The 20423-nt window shown below is 68.9% G+C and carries 29 protein-coding genes; 12 read left to right on the forward strand and 17 right to left on the reverse strand.

The window, feature by feature from the left end; genetic code table 11:
* Positions 1-10: 10 nt before the first annotated feature.
* Entirely contained in the window at positions 11-823 is an 813-nt protein-coding gene (locus tag ACK41C_RS10940; protein ID WP_409653731.1) for a ferredoxin--NADP reductase, read from the forward strand.
* 14 nt (positions 824-837) lie between these two features.
* Here ACK41C_RS10940 and ACK41C_RS10945 read toward each other — a convergent pair whose 3' ends face one another.
* The 6 genes from ACK41C_RS10945 to ACK41C_RS10970 all read right to left on the reverse strand — a co-directional run bounded on the left by ACK41C_RS10945 (position 838) and on the right by ACK41C_RS10970 (position 4583).
* Positions 838-1143 (reverse strand): hypothetical protein, encoded by a 306-nt coding sequence (locus tag ACK41C_RS10945; RefSeq protein WP_409653734.1) that lies wholly within the window; start codon positions 1141-1143, stop codon positions 838-840.
* Positions 1110-1655: a hypothetical protein gene (locus tag ACK41C_RS10950; protein ID WP_409653737.1), complete on the reverse strand. Its 546-nt coding sequence runs from the start codon at positions 1653-1655 to the stop codon at positions 1110-1112. The genes ACK41C_RS10945 and ACK41C_RS10950 overlap by 34 nt, the downstream gene beginning before the upstream one ends.
* A complete protein-coding gene (locus ACK41C_RS10955) occupies positions 1652-2128 on the reverse strand; it encodes a DUF2269 family protein (RefSeq protein WP_409653740.1) in 477 nt (158 codons plus the stop codon). Before ACK41C_RS10955 ends, ACK41C_RS10950 begins: the two co-directional genes overlap by 4 nt.
* Entirely contained in the window at positions 2125-3414 is a 1290-nt protein-coding gene (locus tag ACK41C_RS10960) for an SDR family oxidoreductase (RefSeq protein ID WP_409653743.1), read from the reverse strand. Before ACK41C_RS10960 ends, ACK41C_RS10955 begins: the two co-directional genes overlap by 4 nt.
* An 81-nt stretch (positions 3415-3495) precedes the next feature.
* Positions 3496-4350, reverse strand: a complete 855-nt coding sequence (locus ACK41C_RS10965) for an SPOR domain-containing protein (protein WP_409653745.1) — start codon at positions 4348-4350, stop codon at positions 3496-3498.
* A complete protein-coding gene (locus ACK41C_RS10970) occupies positions 4347-4583 on the reverse strand; it encodes a hypothetical protein (protein ID WP_409653748.1) in 237 nt (78 codons plus the stop codon). Before ACK41C_RS10970 ends, ACK41C_RS10965 begins: the two co-directional genes overlap by 4 nt.
* 186 nt (positions 4584-4769) lie before the next feature.
* On the opposite strand from ACK41C_RS10970, the gene ACK41C_RS10975 reads away from it, so the two are divergent.
* The gene (locus ACK41C_RS10975) at positions 4770-6059 is read left to right on the forward strand and encodes a SulP family inorganic anion transporter (RefSeq protein ID WP_409653750.1); all 1290 of its coding nucleotides are present in this window, start codon (positions 4770-4772) and stop codon (positions 6057-6059) included.
* On the opposite strand, the gene ACK41C_RS10980 is transcribed toward ACK41C_RS10975, so the two are convergent.
* From ACK41C_RS10980 to ACK41C_RS10990, 3 genes are all read right to left on the reverse strand, one after another.
* On the reverse strand, positions 6056-6247 hold the full coding sequence (locus tag ACK41C_RS10980; protein WP_409653753.1) for a hypothetical protein: 192 nt from the start codon (positions 6245-6247) through the stop codon (positions 6056-6058). The two genes, ACK41C_RS10975 and ACK41C_RS10980, sit on opposite strands and share 4 nt — an antisense overlap.
* A gap of 105 nt (positions 6248-6352) precedes the next feature.
* Entirely contained in the window at positions 6353-6604 is a 252-nt protein-coding gene (locus ACK41C_RS10985) for a hypothetical protein (protein ID WP_409653756.1), read from the reverse strand.
* A gap of 155 nt (positions 6605-6759) precedes the next feature.
* Positions 6760-7002, reverse strand: coding sequence for a DUF3297 family protein (locus ACK41C_RS10990; protein ID WP_409653759.1), 243 nt, complete (start codon positions 7000-7002; stop codon positions 6760-6762).
* Between the two features lie 106 nt (positions 7003-7108).
* Here ACK41C_RS10990 and ACK41C_RS10995 point away from each other — a divergent pair, with 106 nt between their 5' ends.
* Both ACK41C_RS10995 and ACK41C_RS11000 read left to right on the forward strand, forming a co-directional pair.
* On the forward strand, positions 7109-7495 hold the full coding sequence (locus tag ACK41C_RS10995; RefSeq protein WP_409653762.1) for a hypothetical protein: 387 nt from the start codon (positions 7109-7111) through the stop codon (positions 7493-7495).
* A 343-nt stretch (positions 7496-7838) separates the two neighbouring features.
* Positions 7839-8030 (forward strand): DUF3008 family protein, encoded by a 192-nt coding sequence (locus ACK41C_RS11000; protein ID WP_409653765.1) that lies wholly within the window; start codon positions 7839-7841, stop codon positions 8028-8030.
* 15 nt (positions 8031-8045) lie between these two features.
* On the opposite strand, the gene ACK41C_RS11005 is transcribed toward ACK41C_RS11000, so the two are convergent.
* Entirely contained in the window at positions 8046-9278 is a 1233-nt protein-coding gene (locus ACK41C_RS11005) for a serine hydrolase domain-containing protein (RefSeq protein WP_409653768.1), read from the reverse strand.
* Positions 9279-9372: 94 nt separating this feature from the next.
* Here ACK41C_RS11005 and ACK41C_RS11010 point away from each other — a divergent pair, with 94 nt between their 5' ends.
* Both ACK41C_RS11010 and ACK41C_RS11015 read left to right on the forward strand, forming a co-directional pair.
* The gene (locus ACK41C_RS11010) at positions 9373-10359 is read left to right on the forward strand and encodes an amidohydrolase family protein (RefSeq protein WP_409653771.1); all 987 of its coding nucleotides are present in this window, start codon (positions 9373-9375) and stop codon (positions 10357-10359) included.
* Positions 10360-10364: 5 nt separating this feature from the next.
* On the forward strand, positions 10365-10844 hold the full coding sequence (locus tag ACK41C_RS11015) for a CinA family protein (protein WP_409653772.1): 480 nt from the start codon (positions 10365-10367) through the stop codon (positions 10842-10844).
* Here ACK41C_RS11015 and ACK41C_RS11020 read toward each other — a convergent pair.
* On the reverse strand, positions 10841-11611 hold the full coding sequence (locus tag ACK41C_RS11020) for a DUF3313 family protein (protein WP_409653775.1): 771 nt from the start codon (positions 11609-11611) through the stop codon (positions 10841-10843). The two genes, ACK41C_RS11015 and ACK41C_RS11020, sit on opposite strands and share 4 nt — an antisense overlap.
* Positions 11612-11672: 61 nt before the next feature.
* Positions 11673-13871 carry a phosphoribosylformylglycinamidine synthase subunit PurL gene (gene purL, locus ACK41C_RS11025; RefSeq protein WP_409653777.1) on the reverse strand — a complete coding sequence of 733 codons (2199 nt, stop codon included), beginning with the start codon at positions 13869-13871 and terminating at the stop codon, positions 11673-11675.
* Positions 13872-14036: 165 nt separating this feature from the next.
* On the opposite strand from purL, the gene ACK41C_RS11030 reads away from it, so the two are divergent.
* From ACK41C_RS11030 to ACK41C_RS11040, 3 genes are all read left to right on the forward strand, one after another.
* Positions 14037-14213 (forward strand): hypothetical protein, encoded by a 177-nt coding sequence (locus ACK41C_RS11030; protein WP_409653779.1) that lies wholly within the window; start codon positions 14037-14039, stop codon positions 14211-14213.
* 164 nt (positions 14214-14377) lie between these two features.
* Positions 14378-14746, forward strand: a complete 369-nt coding sequence (locus ACK41C_RS11035) for a YbaN family protein (protein ID WP_409653782.1) — start codon at positions 14378-14380, stop codon at positions 14744-14746.
* 92 nt (positions 14747-14838) lie between these two features.
* Complete coding sequence (locus ACK41C_RS11040) at positions 14839-15309, forward strand: VOC family protein (protein ID WP_409653784.1); 471 nt, start codon at positions 14839-14841, stop codon at positions 15307-15309.
* 130 nt (positions 15310-15439) lie between these two features.
* On the opposite strand, the gene purQ is transcribed toward ACK41C_RS11040, so the two are convergent.
* The 4 genes from purQ to purC all read right to left on the reverse strand — a co-directional run bounded on the left by purQ (position 15440) and on the right by purC (position 17546).
* Complete coding sequence (purQ, locus tag ACK41C_RS11045) at positions 15440-16102, reverse strand: phosphoribosylformylglycinamidine synthase subunit PurQ (protein ID WP_409653786.1); 663 nt, start codon at positions 16100-16102, stop codon at positions 15440-15442.
* Positions 16103-16171: 69 nt separating this feature from the next.
* On the reverse strand, positions 16172-16552 hold the full coding sequence (locus ACK41C_RS11050) for a hypothetical protein (protein WP_409653788.1): 381 nt from the start codon (positions 16550-16552) through the stop codon (positions 16172-16174).
* Positions 16549-16788: a phosphoribosylformylglycinamidine synthase subunit PurS gene (purS, locus tag ACK41C_RS11055; RefSeq protein WP_409653791.1), complete on the reverse strand. Its 240-nt coding sequence runs from the start codon at positions 16786-16788 to the stop codon at positions 16549-16551. The genes ACK41C_RS11050 and purS overlap by 4 nt, the downstream gene beginning before the upstream one ends.
* The gene (purC, locus tag ACK41C_RS11060) at positions 16788-17546 is read right to left on the reverse strand and encodes a phosphoribosylaminoimidazolesuccinocarboxamide synthase (protein WP_409653794.1); all 759 of its coding nucleotides are present in this window, start codon (positions 17544-17546) and stop codon (positions 16788-16790) included. Before purC ends, purS begins: the two co-directional genes overlap by 1 nt.
* A gap of 239 nt (positions 17547-17785) precedes the next feature.
* On the opposite strand from purC, the gene ACK41C_RS11065 reads away from it, so the two are divergent.
* The 3 genes from ACK41C_RS11065 to ACK41C_RS11075 all read left to right on the forward strand — a co-directional run bounded on the left by ACK41C_RS11065 (position 17786) and on the right by ACK41C_RS11075 (position 19826).
* The gene (locus tag ACK41C_RS11065; protein ID WP_409653796.1) at positions 17786-18109 is read left to right on the forward strand and encodes a DUF1476 domain-containing protein; all 324 of its coding nucleotides are present in this window, start codon (positions 17786-17788) and stop codon (positions 18107-18109) included.
* Positions 18110-18222: 113 nt separating this feature from the next.
* The gene (locus ACK41C_RS11070; protein WP_409653799.1) at positions 18223-18801 is read left to right on the forward strand and encodes a metalloregulator ArsR/SmtB family transcription factor; all 579 of its coding nucleotides are present in this window, start codon (positions 18223-18225) and stop codon (positions 18799-18801) included.
* A gap of 209 nt (positions 18802-19010) precedes the next feature.
* A complete protein-coding gene (locus ACK41C_RS11075) occupies positions 19011-19826 on the forward strand; it encodes a hypothetical protein (RefSeq protein WP_409653802.1) in 816 nt (271 codons plus the stop codon).
* A 115-nt stretch (positions 19827-19941) separates the two neighbouring features.
* Here ACK41C_RS11075 and ACK41C_RS11080 read toward each other — a convergent pair whose 3' ends face one another.
* Positions 19942-20358 carry a hypothetical protein gene (locus ACK41C_RS11080; RefSeq protein WP_409653805.1) on the reverse strand — a complete coding sequence of 139 codons (417 nt, stop codon included), beginning with the start codon at positions 20356-20358 and terminating at the stop codon, positions 19942-19944.
* Between the last annotated feature and the right edge of the window lie 65 nt (positions 20359-20423).

Here is a 20423-nt window from a genome sequence, read left to right on the forward strand (position 1 = left end):
AAGACGCATCATGACCGAAGCGATCACCGTGGCCGCACCGGCCAAGAAGGCCGGCGCCTTCTTCTACGAGACCGTCACCTGGGTTCAGCATTGGACCGACGAGCTGTTCTCGTTCCGCACGACACGCGATCCGAGCTTCCGCTTCACCAGCGGCCAGTTCGTGATGGTGGGCCTGGAGGTGGACGGCAAGCCGCTGGTGCGCGCCTATTCCATCGCCTCGCCGGCCTGGCATGACGAGCTGGAGTTCTACTCCATCAAGGTCCAGGACGGCCCGCTGACCTCGCGCCTGCAGAGGATCCAGGTGGGCGATCAGGTGCTGATCGGGCGCAAGCCGACGGGCACCCTGGTGCTGGACGGGCTGAAGCCCGGCAAGCGGCTCTACATGCTCGGCACCGGCACGGGGCTCGCCCCCTGGCTGTCCCTGGCCCGCGACCCGGAGGTCTATGAGCGCTTCGAGCAGGTGATCGTCACCCACACCGTGCGCAACGTGGCCGACCTGAACTATCGGGAGCTCTTCGAGCAGGAGCTGGCCCAGGATGAGATCCTGAGCGAGGTGATCGGCGACAAGCTGATCTACTACCCCACCGTCACGCGCGAGCCGTTCAAGACCCAGGGCCGCATCACCGACCTGATCGCATCGGGCAAGATCTTCGAGGACCTGGGCCTGCCGCCCATCGATCCGGCGGTGGACCGGCTGATGCTCTGCGGCGGCCCCTCGGTGCTGGCGGACCTGAAGACCCTGCTCGAAAGCCGCGGCTATGTGGAGGGCTCTCTCGCCAGCCCCGGCGACTACGTCCTCGAACGCGCTTTCGTCGAGACCTGACGCCCGCGCGGGCGTCAGAGCGCGATCAGCAGCAGGCCTCCTAGCACCACCGCCGCCCCCACGCCGATGACGAGCGGCGTCATCACGGGCTTCGGCGCGCCGCGGGCGTCGGGCGCCAGTTCCGGCTGAGCGGCGTTGGCCCGGGCGGACGACGCTCCCGGCCTGATCTGGTGTGAATGGATATCCGGCGCCGCCCCGCCCGCCTCGTCGTCCGTACCCAACGGCGCGGCGGCCGGGTCGAAACCGCCGACCTTGTCGCCGGTGCGACCGCGGTCGATGTCGTCCTTCAGCTGAGCAGCGTTGCGATCGGTCTCGGCCATGGGCTGGGTCTTTCGGTTCTGCGCCGATCCTTCATCGGCCCGGCGGAGAAGAGAACGTCCCGGCTGAGCGTCAGTTCGCGAAGGGTGAGGGCCGCTACGGCGCCCCAGACCAGGTGGGCCGCCGCCATCAACGCGTTGCGCCGCAGCGGGTGACGGGTCGCCGAAGGCAAGACGCCGGTCGCCGGGAAGGCTATGAAATAGCTGCCCGCCCAGATCGTGAGCCCGGCGGCAGCGCCTTCCAGCGGACTGAAGCGCGGTCGCAGGACCGACAGCAGGGCGCCCATGGCCGCGCCGAACCCGAAGTGAGCGGCCAGCGTCGCATCGGCCACGGGCACGGCGACGTCTGAGCGCTTGAGGCCCGACCCAACCACCACCTCGCGCGGCGGCAGCGGATAGCGTTCCGAGGCTGGCAGGCGCTCGTGCAGGCGCCGCATGGCCGCGGTCATGGCCGAGGTGGCGACGAACCCGGCGATGGCGCCGAGCAGCAGTCGGCTGGATGCGGAATGGGTCATAGGGCGATCTCCGGTCGGACGATCATCAGCCAGAATATGGCGAGGACAGCGGCGAAGGCAGGGAAGCCGAACCAGAACCAGACGGCGAACAGGCGATGATAGCGCGCGGGCAGGGGCGCGCCTTCCATCGCCGCGGCGTGGGCGAGGTCGCGCAGCTTCGTTTGGATCCAGACCACGGGAAGCCAGAAGGCGCCCGTCAGGAGATAAAGGGCGACGGAGGCCAGGATCCAGCCCTCGGTCAGCGAGTAACCGACGGTGCGGGCGAGCAGCACGCCCGTGATCGGTTGGGCGACGACGGCCGTGGCGGTGAACAGGACATCGGCGATCACCACGATGCGGGCGGTGGCCGCGATCGTCGCCGTCTCGCCCGTGCGGTGGGCCATCAGCATGAAGAAGGCGATGCCCGCCCCCGTGCCCAGCAGCACGGCCGCGCCGATGATGTGCAGGAATTTCAGCGCGAAATAGGCGCTCATCGGTCGCTCCGCATGGCGAGTGCGACCAGGTGGAGGGCCATGATTGGCCAGATCTTCCACATCGGTCCCAGCGGATCGGCCCAGAGCCGCGGCAGGATCGCGGCGCCGGCGACCATGTAGAAGATCGAAAGCCCGAGCGCGGCGTAGAGCGCCGGCCGCGAGGTGCGGCGGAAGGCGATGCCCAGTCCGATGGCGATGTCGGCCAGGGCGCCGGCGATCACGCTGGGGCCGCTCAAGGGTCCGGCGCCGCCTTCCCGCATCAGCTCGACGCCGTGGCCGAAGCCCGGACCGAGGGAGATCACGCCGGTGCCGATCCAGAAGATCGGCAGGACGGCGAAGACCAGCGCCTTCAGCAGATAAAGGCCGGCGAACCACCGCTCCTGCACGGTCGCCGGCGTGGCCGCCAATGCCGTTTCCAGGGCGCGAGGCTGGATTCCGGTGAGGCGCGTCCACTCCGAAGGATCGCCGACCGCCCCACGGGTCAGTTCAAGCCTGGCCGTGGTGCGGATCGGCGAGCGCCAGCCGAGCAGGCTGACCGCATCGCCCAGGCGATAGCCGAGGGCCATGAAGGCGCGGGGCGCGGCGATGCTGCGGGCAGGCTTCCAGCCCAGCCAGCGGCGATAGGCGGCGACCACCTCGGCGAAGGAGAGCTGCTTGGGCCCGGCGATCTCGAGCGCGACCCGCACCGGCGCGCCAGGCGCCAGGAAGAAGACGATCGTCTCCACCAGTTCGTCCAGTTGGACCACCTGAAGGAGCCCGCCGTCGGGCGGAACGAAGGCGACGGGCAAGGCGGCGAGGGCGCGCATCAAGGCGCCGCCCCCGTAGGCGCTGCGGCCCAGCACCACCGAGGGGCGCAACACCACCCATTCCAGAGCGCTCGCCATCAGGGCATCGTCGCCCGTCCGCTTGGTGGCGGAGAAGGGGCTGAGGCCGTCCCGGTCCACCCCGACCGCCGAAATCTGGATTACACGCCGCACTCCGGCGGCTTCGGAGGCGGCGAACAGGGCGGCTGGCGCCTGCGCGTGCACGGCGGCGACGGAGTCGGCGAGGCCGTCCTGGAAGACGCCGGCGCAGTTGACCACCGCGTCGACCCCATCGAGCAGCGGCCGCCATGCCGCCTCGGTGGTCGCCTGCCGCAGGTCGAGCCGCACCCATTCCACTTCGGACGGCAGGCTGGGCGGGCGCGGGCTGCGGGCCGTGGCGCGCAGCTCGAACCCTTCGGCCTGCAGGCGCGCCAGGACATGGGCGCCGATCATGCCCGTTGCGCCGATGAGCAGTACGCGCACGCTTGGAATCTCCCTTCACCGGTCGAACGGTCGAGCCTAGCGCAGGTTCGAATGCCCGAGGCGACTCGAAGGCGCCGCGCGTCAGTCGGCGCGGACGAAGCAGGCCTGGTTCGCAGCCTTGAGCGCGGTGCAGAAAGCCGCCGCCTCGGCGCGCTGGGCGAAGCCGGTCACCAGGGCCCGGTGATAGGTCTTGCCGTTCACCACCGCCTGGACGACGGCGGTCGGCCGGTCCGCCATGGCTTCGGGCAGGCGTGTGCGCAGGCGCTTCAGCACCTGCTCGGCCTCGGCGGGGCTCCCTGCGGCGACCACCTGCACGGCGAAGCGGCCGGCTTGCGCCTGCGGAACCGCCTTCGGGGCGGGCGGAGCGGCGGGGGGCGGCTGCGGGACGGCTTTGACCGCTGCGGGCGCGGGCGCCGCCGGCGGCGGTGCGACCGCCTGAGGTGTCAGGACGGCTTCGTCCAGCAGGGGCGATTTGAAAGCCGGCTCGCAGGCGGCGCGGCGAACCTGATCCAAGGCGTCGCCCGGGCGCGGCGCGATCCAGCCGGCGTCGGGATCGCGGATCTGCCGGCCTTCGAACAGCAGGTTCCGCACCGGATAGCCGGTGGTCGCGCCCTGGCGCACACGGCCGGCGGCGCAGTCGACCTGAACCGTCGCGTGCCAGGAGAGCACCCCGTCGCGGACGCCTTCGGGGGTCAGGGCCTCGCCCCGCACGACCACCGCCACGGTCGTCCCGACGAGGCGGGTCTGGATCACCGCGGTCAACATGTCCGGGGTCACGGCGACGACCGATTGCGGGCGAATGTCGGTGTCGCGGGCGAGCCAGGCGGCGAGCGCCTCACGCTCCAGGCTCTCGGGGAAGGTGACGGCCGGAGCCTCGATCTGGGCGGCGGCGGGACCGGCCGAGAGCAGGACGGCGGCGAGGATCGCTCGCCTCATCGTTCCTCCTCAGGCGGGAGGGCCTCCCAGACCGAGGGGCTCTCGGCCAGGACGGCGACATCCTCCATGGGGGGAGACTGGACGCCCGGATGAGCGCCGGCGAGGTCGGCGGCGGTGGGCGAGGCGGGCTTGAAGAGGTGGCTCACTCGGGCGACGCAGCGAGGATCGTCCTCATAGCGGACTTCGTCGCGTCGATAGCCGTGGGCGATGGCGGTTTCGGTTGTCTCGGTCATGACGGGTCTCCCGCCGATTCAAGCTCCAGGCGAAGGCGAAGGTTGCACAGTGCGCGGACAAAGGCGAAGCCGCCCGCCGGTGCGGCGACATGCGCCCTTCCGTCGCACCATGGCGGAGCTTAAGGTCAAATCAAGCCGAGGCTGCCCATATGGTTCGGCGAGGAATTCTCTGCCGGACTGCGTCCCATGACCGACGCCGCGCGCGCCGCAACCGTCGACTCGTATAAGCCCAAGCTCGCCAGCACCTTCGCGGAGGGCTACGGCCTGGCCGACCTGCGCAAGGACGCCATGGCGGGCCTGACGGTGGCGGTGGTCGCCCTGCCGCTCTCCATGGCCATCGCCATGGCTTCGGGCGTGCCGCCGGAGCGGGGCCTCTATACGGCGGTGATCGGCGGTTTCCTGGTCTCCGCCCTCGGCGGCAGCCGCTTCCAGATCGGCGGCCCGGCCGGCGCCTTCATCGTGCTGGTGGCCGCCACCGTGGCCAAGTTCGGGATCGAGGGCCTGATCCTGACCGTCTTCCTCTCGGGCCTGATGCTGACCCTGCTGGGCCTCTTCCGCGTGGGCTCGCTGGTGCGGAAGATCCCCCACGCCGTCACGGTGGGCTTCACCGCCGGCATCGCCGTGATCATCTTCGCCAGCCAGTTGAAGGACCTGCTGGGCCTGAAGCTGGCCGGGCCGGAGCCGGGGGAACTGGGGCCGAAGCTGGTCGCGCTCGCAGGCGCGCTTCCCACCTTCAACGCCGCGGCCCTGGGCCTGGCGGCCGGCGTCGCGGCGATCACCCTGGCGGTCAAGCGCTGGCGCCCGACCTGGCCGGGCATGTTGGCGGCGGTGGCCGGCGCCGCGGCGGTCACGGCGCTCGCCGGCCTGCCGGTGGAGACCATCGGCAGCCGGTTCGGCGGGATTCCTCAGGGCTTCCCCATGCCCAAGGCGCCGGAATTCTCCTGGGCGCTGCTGGTGGCGGTGCTTCCTGCGGCGCTTTCCTTCACCGTGCTCGGCGCAATCGAGAGCCTGCTTTCGGCGGTGGTCGCCGACGGCATGACCGGCCGCCGGCATCGCTCGAACATGGAACTGGTGGCGCAAGGGATCGCCAATATGGGCTCGGCCCTGTTCGGCGGGGTCAGCGTGACCGGCACGATCGCGCGGACGGCCACCAACATTCGCGCCGGCGCCCGCAGCCCCATCGCCGGGATGCTGCATGCCGTCTTCCTGCTGGCCTTCATGCTGCTGGCCGCGCCCCTGGCCAGCTACGTGCCGTTACCGGCGCTCGCCGGCGTGCTCGCCCTCGTGGCGTGGAACATGGCCGAGAAGGGCGAACTCGTGCGGCTGATGCGGGGCTGGCGCACGGCCGCGGTCCTGGTCGCGACCTTCGGCGTGACCGTGGCCCACGACCTGATGGCCGGCATCTTCGCCGGCTGCGCCGTGGCGGCCCTGATCTACGGCTGGGATAGGATGATGGGGCGCAGCCCGGACAACTAGGCCTGGTTCACCCCCTGGGTCTTGCCAGGCTGGATGGCGCCGGTGTCCAGGCCGCGGCTCAGGTCTTCACCGGTCTTCGGTCCCTTGGTCGCCGAAGGGGCTTCGCCCTTGGGCTTGTCGGAGCCTTGGGTGGGCCGACGAGGGGAGTCGAAGGGCTGCTCAAGCGGATTTCGATTGTTGTCGGTCATGGGAAACTCCTCTTTCGCCAAGGCCAACGACGGGCCGGCGGGTGCGTTCCCCGATTTTCGACCTTGGCATGCGGCGGCCCGGGCGGGGCCGCCGCAGCCTCGGCTTTAGTTCGGCTGGCTCTCGGCCTGCTGCGCCTCCTCGGCCGCGGCCTCGGCGGCCTCTTCTTGCGCGGCCGTGGTGTCGGAAGCCTCGCGGGCGGCTTCGCCGTCGGCGGGCGCCTGGGCTTGCGGCTCGGCCTGGGCTTCTGCGGGCGCCTGGCTTTCGGCGGGCGCGGGCGCAGCTTCTTCGGTGGTCTGGGCCAGGGCGGAGCCAGCCGCAAGCAGGCCGGCTGCGCCGGCGATCAGGAAGGTTTTCATGGGAAGGAAGGTCCTCGAACAGTTAAGGCGGATCGCCCGGTCCCCGACGCGCTTCTGTGGCGCAAGGCGGAGAACACCTGCGGCTTTGGGCCACAATTTGACGCCGCCGGGGCGCGGTTCGCCCCATTCCAGGAGTCCGCGTTCGTCGAGAACGCCTATTCGGCGTCGCGGTAGTAGGGCTCGACGGGCCCCTGCAGCTTGACGGTCATGGTCTTGCCGCGGCGGTCCACCGTCTTGCCGACCGACAGCCGCACCCAACCTTCGGAGACGCAGTATTCGTCGACATTGGTCTTCTCGGCGCCCTTGAAGCGAACGCCGACGCCGCGCTCCAGGGCCTGGGCGTCATAATAGGGGCTGTCGGGATCGGCCGAGAGGCGGTCGGGCGGAGTTTCGCTCATGGCGGCGGTTTAGCCCCGTCCGGCGATCCGTCAACCCCGCCTTAAAGGCCGTCGTTTAGCCTATGTTCGTCCCCTCGCTCCGGGGATGTCGGCCGGGAGGGTCGTCGTGTCGGTGATGAGAACGGCGAGTACGCGCCGGGTCAGCGACCATTTCGAACCGGAAGCCATGCTGGATCCCCAGGCCCAGCGGCGGCTGCGCGGCCAGATGGAGCGGATCGACTACACCGCTTTCGCGTCCAACCGCGAGGTGATCGGCCATGTGCTGGGCCAGGCCGACGGCGCCATGTTCCAGCGCCTGGCGGTGGCCGCGGCCCAGGCCCGGGCTCGCTGGGTGGCCCAGGCGCTCGCCATGACCGATGGACCCCAGCCCCCCGACCCCGTCGCCGTCGCCAAGCTCGCTCAGCTTCGGGCCGGCTTCGAGGAACTGACTGCAGCCTATGAGGGTCTGCGACGGATGGTGGAGCGCGGCTATCTGGGCTTCGGGGAAGCCTGAGCGCCGCCCCGCGAATTCCGCAACTTCTCCGGGAACGCATTTCGGGCCTGCGAATTGTTGGAGGGCGACGGCCAAATGCCCCCCCCGACGACAGCCGTCGCATAAGCCCCGGCCCTCCCGATTGCGGAGCGCCGGGGCTTTTTCATCTGCGACAGAAGGCGCGGTTGCCGCTCCGCCACCATCTCGCCATAAAGGCGACGGGTTTCGACGGCCCGGCGCCCCGCGGCGACGGCCGGCCTGTTGGGGACAGGCGAAGAGGCGCTCCCGGTTCGGCCGGGAGCGCCTTTGTTTTGGGCGGAACCTGGGGCGGCTCGCCGGGTTGGAGCGGGAAAGGAGATCCGCCATGCCCGCCAAGTCCGCCGCTCAGCAGAAGGCCGCCGGCGCCGCCCTCTCCGCCAAGCGGGGCGACACGCCCAAGAGCAAGCTCAAGGGCGCCTCGAAGTCGATGATGGAGTCGATGAGCGAGACCGAGCTCGAGAAGATGGCTTCGACCAAACGCAAGGGAAAACCCGAGCACAAGTCGAAGGCGCACTGACTCGCGCCGCCGGCGTCAGTCGATGATCGCCGAATAGATGATGCTCTTCAGCTGGCCGCGGAAGTTGAAGGTTCCGGACGGCATCAGCTGGGTCATGAACACCGCCGTCAGGTCCTCCTTCGGATCCACCCAGAAGATGGTCGAGGCCGCCCCGCCCCAATAGTAGTCGCCGACGCCGAGGGAGGCGGTCTCCACCTGACCCAGCGTCGAGGCGAAGCCGAGGCCGAAGCCCACGCCCTCGTTTGCGGTTTCGGAGAAGGTCCCGATGGCCAACTGGGTCAGGTCCTTGCCGCCAGGCAGGTGGTTCATGTGCATCAGCTCGAGCGTCCGCGGCCCGAGAATCCGCTGGCCGTCGAGTTCGCCGCCCCGGCGCAGCATCTCGGTGAAGCGCAGATAGTCCGAAAGCGTGCCGGTCAGGCCGCCGCCGCCGGATTTGAAACCGGGGTCCTGGGTGAAGGTGCTGGCCTGCGGATCATCGATCAGCTTCAGCTTCTTGTCGGGGCCGCGCTGATAGTTGGCGCAGAACCGGTCGACCTTCTCCGGCGCGACATGGAACGCGGTGTCGACCATGCCCAGCGGCTCGAAGATCTCCTCCTGGAAGAACTGCGCCAGCGGCTTGCCGGAGATCACCTCCACCAGGGCGCCGCAGACGTCGGTGGCGAGCGAGTACATCCACCGTTCGCCCGGATGGTAGAGCAGGGGGACTTTCGAGAGCTTCTCGAGGAAGACTTCCATCGAGTCGGCGCCGCCGACGCTGCGCACCTTCAGTTCGCGATAGATCCGATCCACCGGATGCTGCACGCCCACGCCGGGCAGCCCGCCGCCATAGGTCAGGCCGGAGGTGTGGCTGAGCACGTCGCGGAAGGTCACCGGCCGCCGCGGCGCCTCGGTGACCATCTCTTCGCCTTCGCCGCTGATCCAGACGCGGTGGTTGCGCCAGGAGGGGGCGAACCGGCTGATCGGATCGTTCAGCTGAAAATAGCCGCGCTCGTAAAGCATCATCAGCGCGACCGAGGTGATCGGCTTGGTCATGGAATAGATGCGGAAGATGGCGTCGTCGGCCATCGGCTTGCCGCGCTCGATGTCCATCAGCCCGAAGGACTGGCGATAGGCCAGGTGGCCGCGGCGGGCGACCGCCACCTGGCAGCCGGCGATCTTCCGGGGCCCGATGTAGTTCCGCTCCAGGTGCTCCCCGATCCGCTCCAGCCGCGCAGCGTCTAGCCCCGTCCACTGAGATTGGGCGTCCATCGAAATCCTCCCGAAGAAATGGCGGTCGTTGAAATTGGCGGGCATCATGAGCGCGCCGGCGTACGGAAGCCAAGAAAAACTGCGGGGAGGGGCGATGCGAGAGCCTGAGGAGATCCTGGAGCCGGACCTGCCGATCTGCGATCCGCACCATCACCTGTGGGACCATCCCGGCAGCCGCTATCTGATCGAGGAGCTGGTCGCCGACACCGGTTCGGGCCATCGCATCGAAAGCACGGTCTTCGTGGAGTGCATGGCCTTCTACCGGGCCGACGGCCCGGAAGCGCTGCGCCCCGTCGGCGAGACCGAGTTCGTCAACGGCGTCGCGGCCATGAGCGCCAGCGGCCGCTACGGCGCGATGCGCGCCTGCGCCGGCATCGTCGGCTATGCGGACCTGACCCTCGGCGCGGGCGTGGATGGGGTGCTCGAGGCGCACCTGAGGGCCGGGGGCGGCCGCTTCCGCGGCATACGCCACGCGGGGGGCTGGGATGAAAGCGAAGCGGTGCGCGACAGCCATACGAATCCGCCGAAGGGACTCTACGGCTCGGCGGCGTTCCGGGAGGGCTACGCCCGGCTGGCGGCCTACGGCCTTTCGTTCGAGGCCTGGCAGTATCATCCGCAGCTTCCGGAGGTGACGGCGCTGGCGCGCGCCTTTCCCGACATTCCGCTGGTTCTGGATCACGTGGGCGGGCCGCTGGGCATCGGCCCCTACGAGGGGCGCCGAACCGAGGTTTTCGCCCAGTGGAAGGCCGATCTCGCTGACCTGGCCGCCTGCCCGAACGTGGTGGTCAAGCTGGGCGGTCTGGGCATGCCGATCTGTGGTTTCGGCTTCCACAAGCGGGAGATCCTCCCGGACTCCGTCGAGCTCGCCGAGGCGTGGCGGCCCTATATAGAGACCTGCATCGAGTTGTTCGGCGCCGAACGCTGCATGTTCGAAAGCAACTTCCCCGTCGACCGCGCCTCGTGCGATTACGCGACGCTCTGGAACGCCTTCAAGCGCATCGCCGCCGGCGCCTCGCCGGCCGAGAAGGCGCTGCTGTTTCGGGACGTGGCGCGCCGGACCTATCGGCTGGAGGGGGAGTAGGGCGAATGCAAGCGCTCATCGATCAGGCTCAGGCGCTCGCCGCGCGCCTCAAGGAAGGCAAGCAGACGGTCGCCGTGGCCGAGAGCTCGTCGGGCGGCCTGATCTCGGCGGCTTTGCTCGCCGTGCCGGGGGCGTCGGCTTATTACCTGGGGGGCGGGGTGGTCTACACGCCCAAGGCGCGGGTGATGCTGATGGATATCCCGCGCGAGGCGCTCGCCGGAATGCGCTCGGCCAGCGAACCCTATGCGCTGCTGCTGGCCCGAACCGTGCGGGAGCGCTTCGGCGCCACCTGGGGGCTGTCGGAAACCGGCGCGGCCGGCCCTACGGGCAACGGCTACGGCGATGCGCCCGGGCACACCTGCGTGGCCATTTCCGGCCCGGTGGAGTTCGCCGCCACCATCGAGACCGGATCGCCCGATCGCGTGGCCAATATGGAAGCCTTCGCGGCCGCGGCGCTCCGCCTGCTGGACCAGGCGACGGCTTAGGGCTTCGGCGCTTCCTCCGGCCTGGCGCCGCTCGCCTGCGGCACATAGAGGCCCGTTGCGAACCGGGCGGCGAAGCCTTCGGGGCGGAAGCGTGGGCCATAGGCGGCGCACGGATCCGGATCGCCGATCTTCCGGGCCTGCGCGCCTTCGGGGCTCATCACCTGCGCGGCGGCGTCGGCGAAGGGTTCGACAAACTGCAGGGCGTCGCCGATGCGGCTCAGCGAGGGATTGTCGGTTCCGATGGCCGTCGCGGCGCGGCTCCAGGCGATGGCGGCCAGTTGGTCGCCCCCCGGCGCCACCATCTCCGCCTCGGCGGCGAGCGCGCCGAGCGTGCCTGGAGGGCGCAGGCCGATCGGCCCGGGAATGAAGAACCCCGCGGCGGCGGCCGCCGCCGATCCGACGCGGCCGGTCGGCTTCACTTCCGTCACCGCAGCGCGGACCCGCGCGTCGGCTGCATCCGCGGCCGTGGCGATCTCGAAGCGCTCCGAAAGCTCGAAGCAGAGCTGGGCGTCCATTTCGCGCAGCAGCGCCGTCCGCTCCTGTGGGGTGAGCCAGACAGGGGGTTCGCTGGCGAGGGCCGTGGGCTCGATGTGCACACGGCTGACAGCGGCCAGCCGCTCGGCGTCACGCCGTTCCGAGATCGCCGCGCGCACCGTTCCGGAACGGGGTTCAAGCCCGTCGTAGCGGGTCAGAAACCCGCTGTTCTTGGCCGGGGCGGCGCAGGCGCCAAGGCTGGCCAGCAGGACAAGTGCGACGGCAGGGCGCATCGGGTCGGCTCCACGGAACGGGATCTATCTACGCGCGAACCGGCCGAGGGGATGCGTCGGCTCAGCCCATGAACGCCGGCATCCAGCCCTCGTGGGCCTTGCGCAGGCGGTCGAGCGGCAGGCGGAGCAGCCCCTCGGCCGCCAGGGCGTCGCCGCCGGCCTGGCCGACGACCACGGCCGCCAGCCCCGCCTCTGCGGCGGCCTTCAGCACCGGCTCGGCCGCATCCACGGCGACCAGGTAGCGGGCCTGGTCCTCACCGAACAGGAAGGCGTGCGCCGGGATTTCTTCGCCCGGCGAAAGGCTTACGCCGACGCCCGAAGCCAGCGCCATCTCAGCGGCTGCGGCGATGAGGCCGCCGTCGGAAAGGTCATGAACGACAGAGACTTGACCCGAAAGAATCATGTTTCGGATGAAGTCGCCGACCTTGCGCTCCTGCGCCAGGTCCACCGGCGGCGGCGCGCCGTCCTCCCGGCCTAGCACCTCGCGCAGATACATGGAGGACCCCAGCTCGCCGCGGGTCTCGCCCACCAGGACCAGCGCCTGGCCAGCCTTCAGGCCCGCAAAGTCCGCGCGCCGGGCGTAGTCGGCGATCAGGCCCACGGCGCCGACGGTGGGGGTGGGCGGAATCGCCTGGCCGTTGGTCTCGTTGTACAGCGAGACATTGCCGCTCACGACGGGGAAGTCGAGCGTCCGGCAGGCCTCGGCCATGCCTTCGATGGACCGCACGATCTGGCCCATGATCTCCGGCCGCTCGGGATTGCCGAAGTTCAGGTTGTCGGTGATGGCGATGGGCTCGGCGCCGACGGCGGTGAGGTTGCGCCAGGCCTCGGCGACGGCCTGCTTGCCGCCTTCGTAGGGATCGGCCTGGACGTAGCGCGGCGTGCAGTCGGAGGTGACGGCCAGCGCCTTCTTCGTGCCGTGCACCCGGACGATCCCGGCGTCCGCTCCGGTGGCGGAGTCCTCCAGGGTGTCGGCCATAACGTGGCGGTCGTACTGTTCCCAGATCCAGCGCTTGGAGGCCATGTCAGGGCTGCTCATCAGCTTCAGCACGGCCTCGGTATAGTCCGCAGGCGCCGCCACATCCTGCGGCGCGAGCCGCAGCTGGGGCTTGGGGGCGACCCACGGGCGGTCGTAGAGCGGCGCGTCGTCCGACAGGGGCGAAAGCGGCACGTCGCACACCACCTCGCCCTTGTGCTTCAGCACGATGTGGCCGGTGTCCGTCGTCCGGCCGATGACGGCCGCGTCCAGGCCCCACTTCTCGAAGATGCGCCGTCCCTCGTCCTCGCGGCCGGGCTTTAGGATGGCCAGCATCCGCTCCTGGCTCTCCGAGAGCATCATCTCGTAGGCGGTCATGCCCTCTTCGCGCTGGGGCACGGCGTCGAGGTCGAGCTCGATGCCCACCCCGCCCTTGCCGGCCATTTCCACCGAGGAGGAGGTGAGGCCCGCGGCCCCCATGTCCTGGATGGCGGCCACGGCGCCCGTGGCCATCAGTTCGAGGGTGGCTTCGATCAGCAGCTTCTCGGCGAAGGGGTCGCCGACCTGGACGGTGGGGCGCTTCTCCTCGGAGTCCTCGTCGAACTCGGCCGAGGCCATGGTCGCCCCATGGATGCCGTCGCGGCCGGTCTTGGAGCCGAAATAGACCACCGGCAGGCCGGCCGCGGGGGCGGCGGAGTAGAAGATCTTGTCGGCGTCGGCCAGGCCCACGCACATGGCGTTGACGAGGATGTTGCCGTCGTAGCCGCGGTGGAAGTTGGTCTCGCCCGCCACGGTGGGCACGCCTACGCAGTTGCCATAGCCGCCGATGCCGGCGACCACGCCGGAAACCAGCCGCTTGGTCTTGGGGTGGCTGGGATCGCCGAAGCGGAGGGCGTTCAGAAGGGCGATCGGCCGCGCGCCCATGGTGAAGACGTCGCGCATGATGCCGCCGACCCCGGTCGCCGCGCCCTGATAGGGCTCGATGTAGGAGGGGTGGTTGTGGCTCTCCATCTTGAAGACGCAGGCTTGGCCGTCGCCGATGTCGACCACCCCGGCGTTCTCGCCGGGTCCCTGGATCACCTTCGGCCCCTTGGTGGGGAACTTGGAAAGGTGCTTGCGGCTGGACTTGTAGGAGCAGTGCTCGCTCCACATCACCGAGAAGACGCCCAGCTCCACGAGATTCGGCTCGCGGTTCAGGCGCTTGACGATCAGGTCGTATTCCTCGGGCTTCAGGCCGAACTCGGCGGCCGTCTCGGCCAGGGTCTTGGCGGGCTGGGCGGTCATGGCGCGCCTTCTAGCCGGACTCGCGGGCGAGCGCGATAGGCGCCGGCCGCAGCCATCACGCCAGGGTGATTCCGGCGCCGCTCCAGGCCCGGAACATTAACGATCTTAGGCGGTTGGTCCCGTGTAACGGCGCCTCGGAGGCGCAGAATAAGCCGAGGAGACGAGATGGCGAACGAACAGACCCGCAATCCGCAGCAGCAGCAGAATGATCCGCAGCGCCAGAACCCCGGCCAGCAGCAACAGCAGCAGGGCGGCCAACGCCAGGATCAAGGCGGCCAACAAGGGCAGCAGGGCCAGCAAGGCCAGCGGTCCGACCGCAGCCAAGGCGACATGGACCGCTAGGTCCGCGACGCCCTAGGAGAGCTATCGGTCCGGGGCGCGCTCTTCGCGGAACGCTGTCAGGATCGAAGAGAAGGGCCGACGCCGCAGGGCGCCGGCCCTTTTCATGCGCCGGGCGTCCGATCCCGCTTCCAATGCGACGCATTCTCGCAGAAGCTCAAGGCCGCATGGTGCGTCCGGTCTTCCTCCTCTGCGGCTTTCTTTTCACCGGCGCCGGCGTGGTGGGCGCCTTCCTGCCGCTGATGCCGACCACCATCTTCCTGATCCTGGCGGCCGCTTGCTTCGCGCGCTCCTCGCCAAGGCTCGAGGCGTGGATCCTGGATCACCGCCATTTCGGCCCCCTGGTGCGCGACTGGCGCGAGCACGGGGTCATCCCGCCCCGGGCCAAGGCCCTGGCCTGCGCGGGCATGGCCTTCGGCTTCGTGGTGTTCTGGATTTCCGTCCACCCGAAGCCCTGGCTCGCCTTGATCGTCGCTGCGTCCCTGGCGGCGTGCGCCGCCTTCGTGCTCTCTCGGCCCAGCCGCGCGGCGCCCTGAAAAAAAATGGGCGGGCGTTGTCGGCCCGCCTGCGCCTCGCCCGTCCTTGGGTCGACCGGGCGCTCCGGTCGACCTGCAACGAGGAACCGAACATGAAGATCACCCAGCATCTCTGGTTCGAAAAGGACATGGAGGCGGCCGTCGCCTTCTACACCTCGCTCATCCCCGGCTCGCGCATGGAGACCAACACCGCCGTCATGGCCGACAATCCGTCGGGCCCGGCCGGCAGCGTCAAGATCGCCGCCTTCACCCTGGGCGACCAGAACTACATGGCCATAGAGGCCGGGCCCCTCGATCCCTTCAACCACAGCTTCTCGATCATGGTGGAATGCGACACCCAAGAAGAGATCGACCGCCTGTGGGACGCCCTGAAGGAGGGCGGGACGACCGAGCAGTGCGGCTGGCTGAAGGACCGCTGGGGCCTCTCCTGGCAGATCGCGCCCAAGCGCCTGGGCGAACTGATGAGCGATCCCGACCCGGCGAAGGTGAAGCGCGTCACCGAAGCCATGCTCCAGATGGTGAAGCTGGACATCGCGCCGCTGGAAGCCGCGGCGGCGGCTTGACATCCACACCTAAGGGGATGGGGCAAAGGATCCGGGGCGCCAGGCGTTGCTGAGGCCCGAGCCAGGGGCAGGTGCGCCTGGCTACCCACCCCAGGAGCGGCTCCTTGCGGGGCGTGGGCCTGAGCCCCTCCTAGGCGCTCGCCAGCGCGCTCTGGAACAGCAGCGCCCCGTCGGCGGAGCCGAGTTCGGCTTCGAAGGCGCGGTCGGGATGGGGCATGAGGCCCAGCACATTGCCCGCGGGGTTCACGATGCCGGCGATGTCGCGGGCCGAGCCGTTGGGATTTTCGAGGTAGCGGAAGACCACCTGGCCCTCGCCCTCCAGCCGGTCGAGGGTGGCTTCGTCGGCGAAGTAATTGCCCTCGCCGTTGCCGACGGTCATCTCCACCTGCCGGCGGCCGCCATAGGCGGCGGTGAAGCGGGTCTGGGCGTTGGTCACCTCCAGCCCCACCGGTTTGCAGACATATTTCAAGCCTTCGTTGCGCAGGAGGGCGCCGGGCAGCAGGCCCACCTCGCAGAGGATCTGGAAGCCGTTGCAGATCCCGACCGTGGCCACGCCGCGCTCCGCGGCGGCCTTGACCCCGCCCATCACCGGCGAGAGCGCCGCCATGGCGCCGGTGCGCAGATAGTCGCCGTAGGAGAAGCCGCCGGGCAGCACGATCAGGTCCACCCCCACGGGCAGGGCGGTCTCCCCATGCCAGACCATGTCCACCTTCGCCCCGGTGGAGCGCTCGATGGCGACCTTGCAGTCGCGGTCGCAGTTGGATCCGGGGAAGACGATGACGGCGGCTTTCATGGGCGGGTCTTTAGGCGCATTCGGCGTGGAAGGGGAGGGGGGGAACCGCCGCATCGGCGGGCCGGGGAGTCATCGGCGGCTGAGGCTCTCCAGATAGGCCATGACCTGGTCGAAACCGGCCTGGTCGCCATAGGCGCAGCCGGTGTTGCGCATGTGGGCGGCCCCGCCCTCGCGCACAACCTCCTGCTTCAGGATCGCCGGATGGCCGGGAGCTCCCGGCTGGGTGAAGACGAAGGCCTCGCCGGCGCCCTCCACCGTATAGAACCGGTAGGGCTCGCCTTTCTCGGCCGGCTGCTGGACGAGGCCCGGATGAGCCAGCACTCGGGCGCTGAGCTCGTCGTAGGAAAGGCTGCAGTCCAGCGCGAGCCTGGGCTTCGCAGCCTCCGGCTTCGGCGCGCAGGCGCATAGGCCCGCCAGGAGGAGGATCGGTGTAAGAGCCTTCGCCCTCACGCCACCTCGACGCGGTAGCTTTCGATCACGGTGTTGGCCAGGAGCTTCTCGCACATCTGCCTGACCTCGGCCTCGGCGGCGGCGGCGTCGGTCGCCTTCAGGTCGAACTCGATGGTCTTGCCGACCCGCACATGCTCCACCTCGCCCCAGCCCAGGCCGTGCAACGCGTTTTCGACCGCCTTGCCCTGCACGTCGAGAACGCCGGGCTTCAGGAACACATGGACTTTCGCGCGCACTAGTGCAGGCCTCCTTGGATGACGGTCGGCATCTCCTTCATGATGCCGAGCCGGCGGGCGACTTCGGTATAGCTTTCGATCACGTCGCCCAGGTCGCGGCGGAAGCGGTCCTTGTCCAGCTTCTCGTTGGTCTGGGCGTCCCACAGGCGGCAGGAATCGGGGCTGATCTCGTCGGCCAGGATGATGCGGGCGAAGTCGTTCTCCCACACGCGGCCGAACTCGACCTTGAAATCCACCAGGGTGATGCCGACGCCGGCGAAGAGGCCGGTCAGGAAGTCGTTCACCCGCAGGGTGAGCGCCATCATGTCGTCGATCTCCTGGGTGGAGGCCCAGTTGAAGGCGGTGATGTGCTCCTCGGCCACCATCGGGTCGGAGAGCTTGTCGTCCTTCAGGTAGAACTCGATGATCGAGCGGGGCAGGGCCTGGCCCTCGGGCAGGCCGAAGCGCTGGGACAGGCTGCCGGCGGCGATGTTGCGGCAGACCACCTCCAGCGGAATGATCTCCACCTCGCGGATCAGCTGCTCGCGCAGGTTCAGGCGCTTGATGAAATGGTTCTGAACGCCGATGGCGTTCAGCTTGGTCATCACATATTCGCTGATGCGGTTGTTGATGACCCCCTTGCCTTCCAGAACCGCCTTCTTTTGAGCGTTGAAGGCGGTGGCGTCGTCCTTGAAGTACTGGATCAGGGTGCCGGGCTCGGGGCCCTCGTAGAGGATCTTGGCCTTGCCTTCGTAGATCTTCTTGCGGCGGGTGCTCATAGACGCCTTCTCCAAAAGCGAGGGCTGCCCCGTACCGGAAAACGAAAAACGCGCGCGGTTGGTCCCAACGCGCGCGGCTCCGACTCAAGGCCTCTCGCTCATCCGAGGCCGCGGGAAATTAGCGGAACCGTGGCGCCGGCGCAAACGGCGCAAGCGCCGCACCGCCCGAACGCGCGTTTGCATTGCGGCGGCTCACGGCAAGCGATATGCAACGCCGACGTACGCTTACTGGGGACCACATGCCTATCTTTGACGATCGCGAACGAGGCTTCGAGGGCAAGTTCGCTCTGGATCAAGAGCAGGAGTTCAAGGCCGGCGCGCGCCGCAACCGCCTGCTCGGCCAATGGGCCGCCGGCCTGATGGGCTTGGGCGAGGACAGCGTCGAGGAATACGCCAAGGCCGTGGTCCGCTCCGACTTCGAGCTGCCGGGCGACGAGGACGTTCTGCGCAAGGTGTTCGAGGACCTGAAGGGCTCTGGCGTGCAGATCACCGAGGGCGAGGTCCGCATGAAGATGGATGAGCTCCTGGCCCAGGCGCGCGAGCAGATCCGCAGCGGGACCTGACCGCCAGGGCGCAGAGCCCTGCGTCGCAGGAACGCCGCCCCTCCGGCGGCGTTTTTTGTGGACGCATATTTCGATAATTGTCTAATTAGATGATCTTCGATGGAGTCGCGGTCATGACCGAAGCCCACCTCTCGACCTTGCTGGCCTTCTTCAAGGCCATGGCCAACGAAAGCCGGCTGCGGATCGTCGGCCTCCTGGCCGGACGCGAACGCAGCGTGCAGGAGCTGGCCGAGCTCCTGGCCCTGAAGGAGCCCACCGTCTCCCACCACCTGGCGGTGCTGAAGGATCTCGGCCTTGTCAGCGTGCGGGCCGAGGGCGTGACCCGCTGGCACGCCCTGAAGCCCGAGGCGCTCACCCGCATGAACCGCGCCCTGCTGGACGGCGCCGGCGTGGCGGCCTTGGCGCCCAAGAGCGAGACCTGGGAGGAAAAGGTGCTGGCGACCTTCGTCGGTCCCGATGGCGCCCTCAAGGTGATCCCCGCCAGCCGCCGCAAGCGCGCCGTCGTCCTCGCCTGGCTCGCCCGGCAGTTCGAGGAGGGTCGGCGTTATCCGGAGGCCGAGGTCAACGAAACCCTCCAGCGCCGCCACTGGGACTCTGCGACGTTGAGGCGCGAGCTGATCGGGCATCGGATGCTGGCGCGCGAGGCGGGGGCGTACTGGCGGCTGCCGGAGGGGGACTGGGCGGCGGGGTAGGGGACTGGAACCCTGTCATCTGGGCTGGGCACCCCTCGAAAGAATGAGCGTACGACCGCGGGCCCATTGTTCGGACCTCTTTGGCTTCGCGCTGATCGGGAGGCGCACACATACCCGCCGCAACATCTATATGTCGTAACCCGGCTTTAACGGCGCTCTGGGTTGTGTTCTCAGGGGCAAGGATGCGCCCCTGAGGTGGGGGCCTTCCATTGTCGATCCTCGTAGCCGTCATCGTGGCCGGCGTGTGCGGCGGCCTTGGCGCCCTCGCGGGCGGCATCCTCACGCGATCCGCCGGAGCGCGGTTGCAAGGGCTGGTGATTACCGTCTGCGCTGTCGCTGGAGCGGCGGGAGGACGTCATATAGCTGAGGTTTTCATTGAACCGCATATTGCAGTGATGACGGTGGAGCGGCAGCTCTCCGAGCACCCGACGTTCAGCGTCTTGAAGGAGAATTACCCCGTCGAGTACGCACAGGCGATCAGGCAACTGCGAGGGGCGATCAGAGACGGCCAGAACCAAATCGACGCAAGCAACGCGGTCCGAGCGCACATCGGTTTGGCGGTGGGAAGCGCGCTGCCCAAGGCGGATCGGGCAAACACCCTCAATATCATGCGTGTAACTCATGAGGAGGGTATCGCTCTGAGGCGCGTGTCAGAGGTTGAATGTGGCCGGTTCCTATCCACGGGCACGACCAACCTGCACCTCCCCGATGTGTTCGGCCCTGAACTTATGGCTCGCGACGTTCAAGTCACCGCAGCGCTGTTGAAACAAGCGGCCACAACTCCGCAATCGTGGCCAACCACGTCTCCGAATGAGGTGGAGAGCGTATGGGCCGCCGCCATGCGTCGCCCTTCCTCTGAGGATCGGGCGAGGTTGGACGCCTGGGCGGCGAACGGCGCGCCGTCGAGCGACCTTGAAGCGACTTGTATCTTCACGCTGGCCCTGCTCGAAGAACTGTTGGAGATGCCAGAAGACGAGGGCGCGGCAGCCTACCACGCCCTCCTTGCTGAGCAGTCGCCGGGCTAGACCGGCGCCACTGGAGCAACGGTCTTAAGCCGGTTCCCGACCTACTTCTTTCATAGACCTGCATGATCTGCGCCTTGGCGTCAGCCGTTCCCGGAATGCATGCAGGGGGCCGCGCCTACTCCGTCACCCGCCCCCTCACCAACTTCAGCCGAACCGTCTTCCCCGTTGGGTCCTTCGCCTCGACGCTGGCGCCGGGCTCGGTGGGCATCCGGCCGCACATGCCGCCGGGCAGGCGGGGCTTCGATTGTTTCAGGCAGACCTGCCCGCCCTGCGCGGTCCAGGTGCCGGCGAGGTCCCGGCCGCGGCGGCTGAGGCCGGTCCAGGTTCCGTCGGGCTGGAGCCAGATCTTCCGGGTCCGCCCGTCGGGGTCGATGGTCAGCAGGGTGTTGCCGAACGCCGCGCGGACATCTGCAGCCGCGGAGGCGGCCTGGGCGGCGGGCGGCGCGGCCAGGAGGGCGGCCAGCAGGAGCGCCATGGATCGGGTCATGGCGAGAAAATGCGCGGCGTCGGAAAACGTCGCAGGCGCAGCCACGCTCGCATCTCACCGCCACCTACAGGTATCGGTTGAGTGGCGCCGGACTTGCACCTCCGCCGGTG

Origin of the sequence: Phenylobacterium sp., from assembly GCF_046290725.1 — a bacterium.
Taxonomy (GTDB): domain Bacteria; phylum Pseudomonadota; class Alphaproteobacteria; order Caulobacterales; family Caulobacteraceae; genus Phenylobacterium.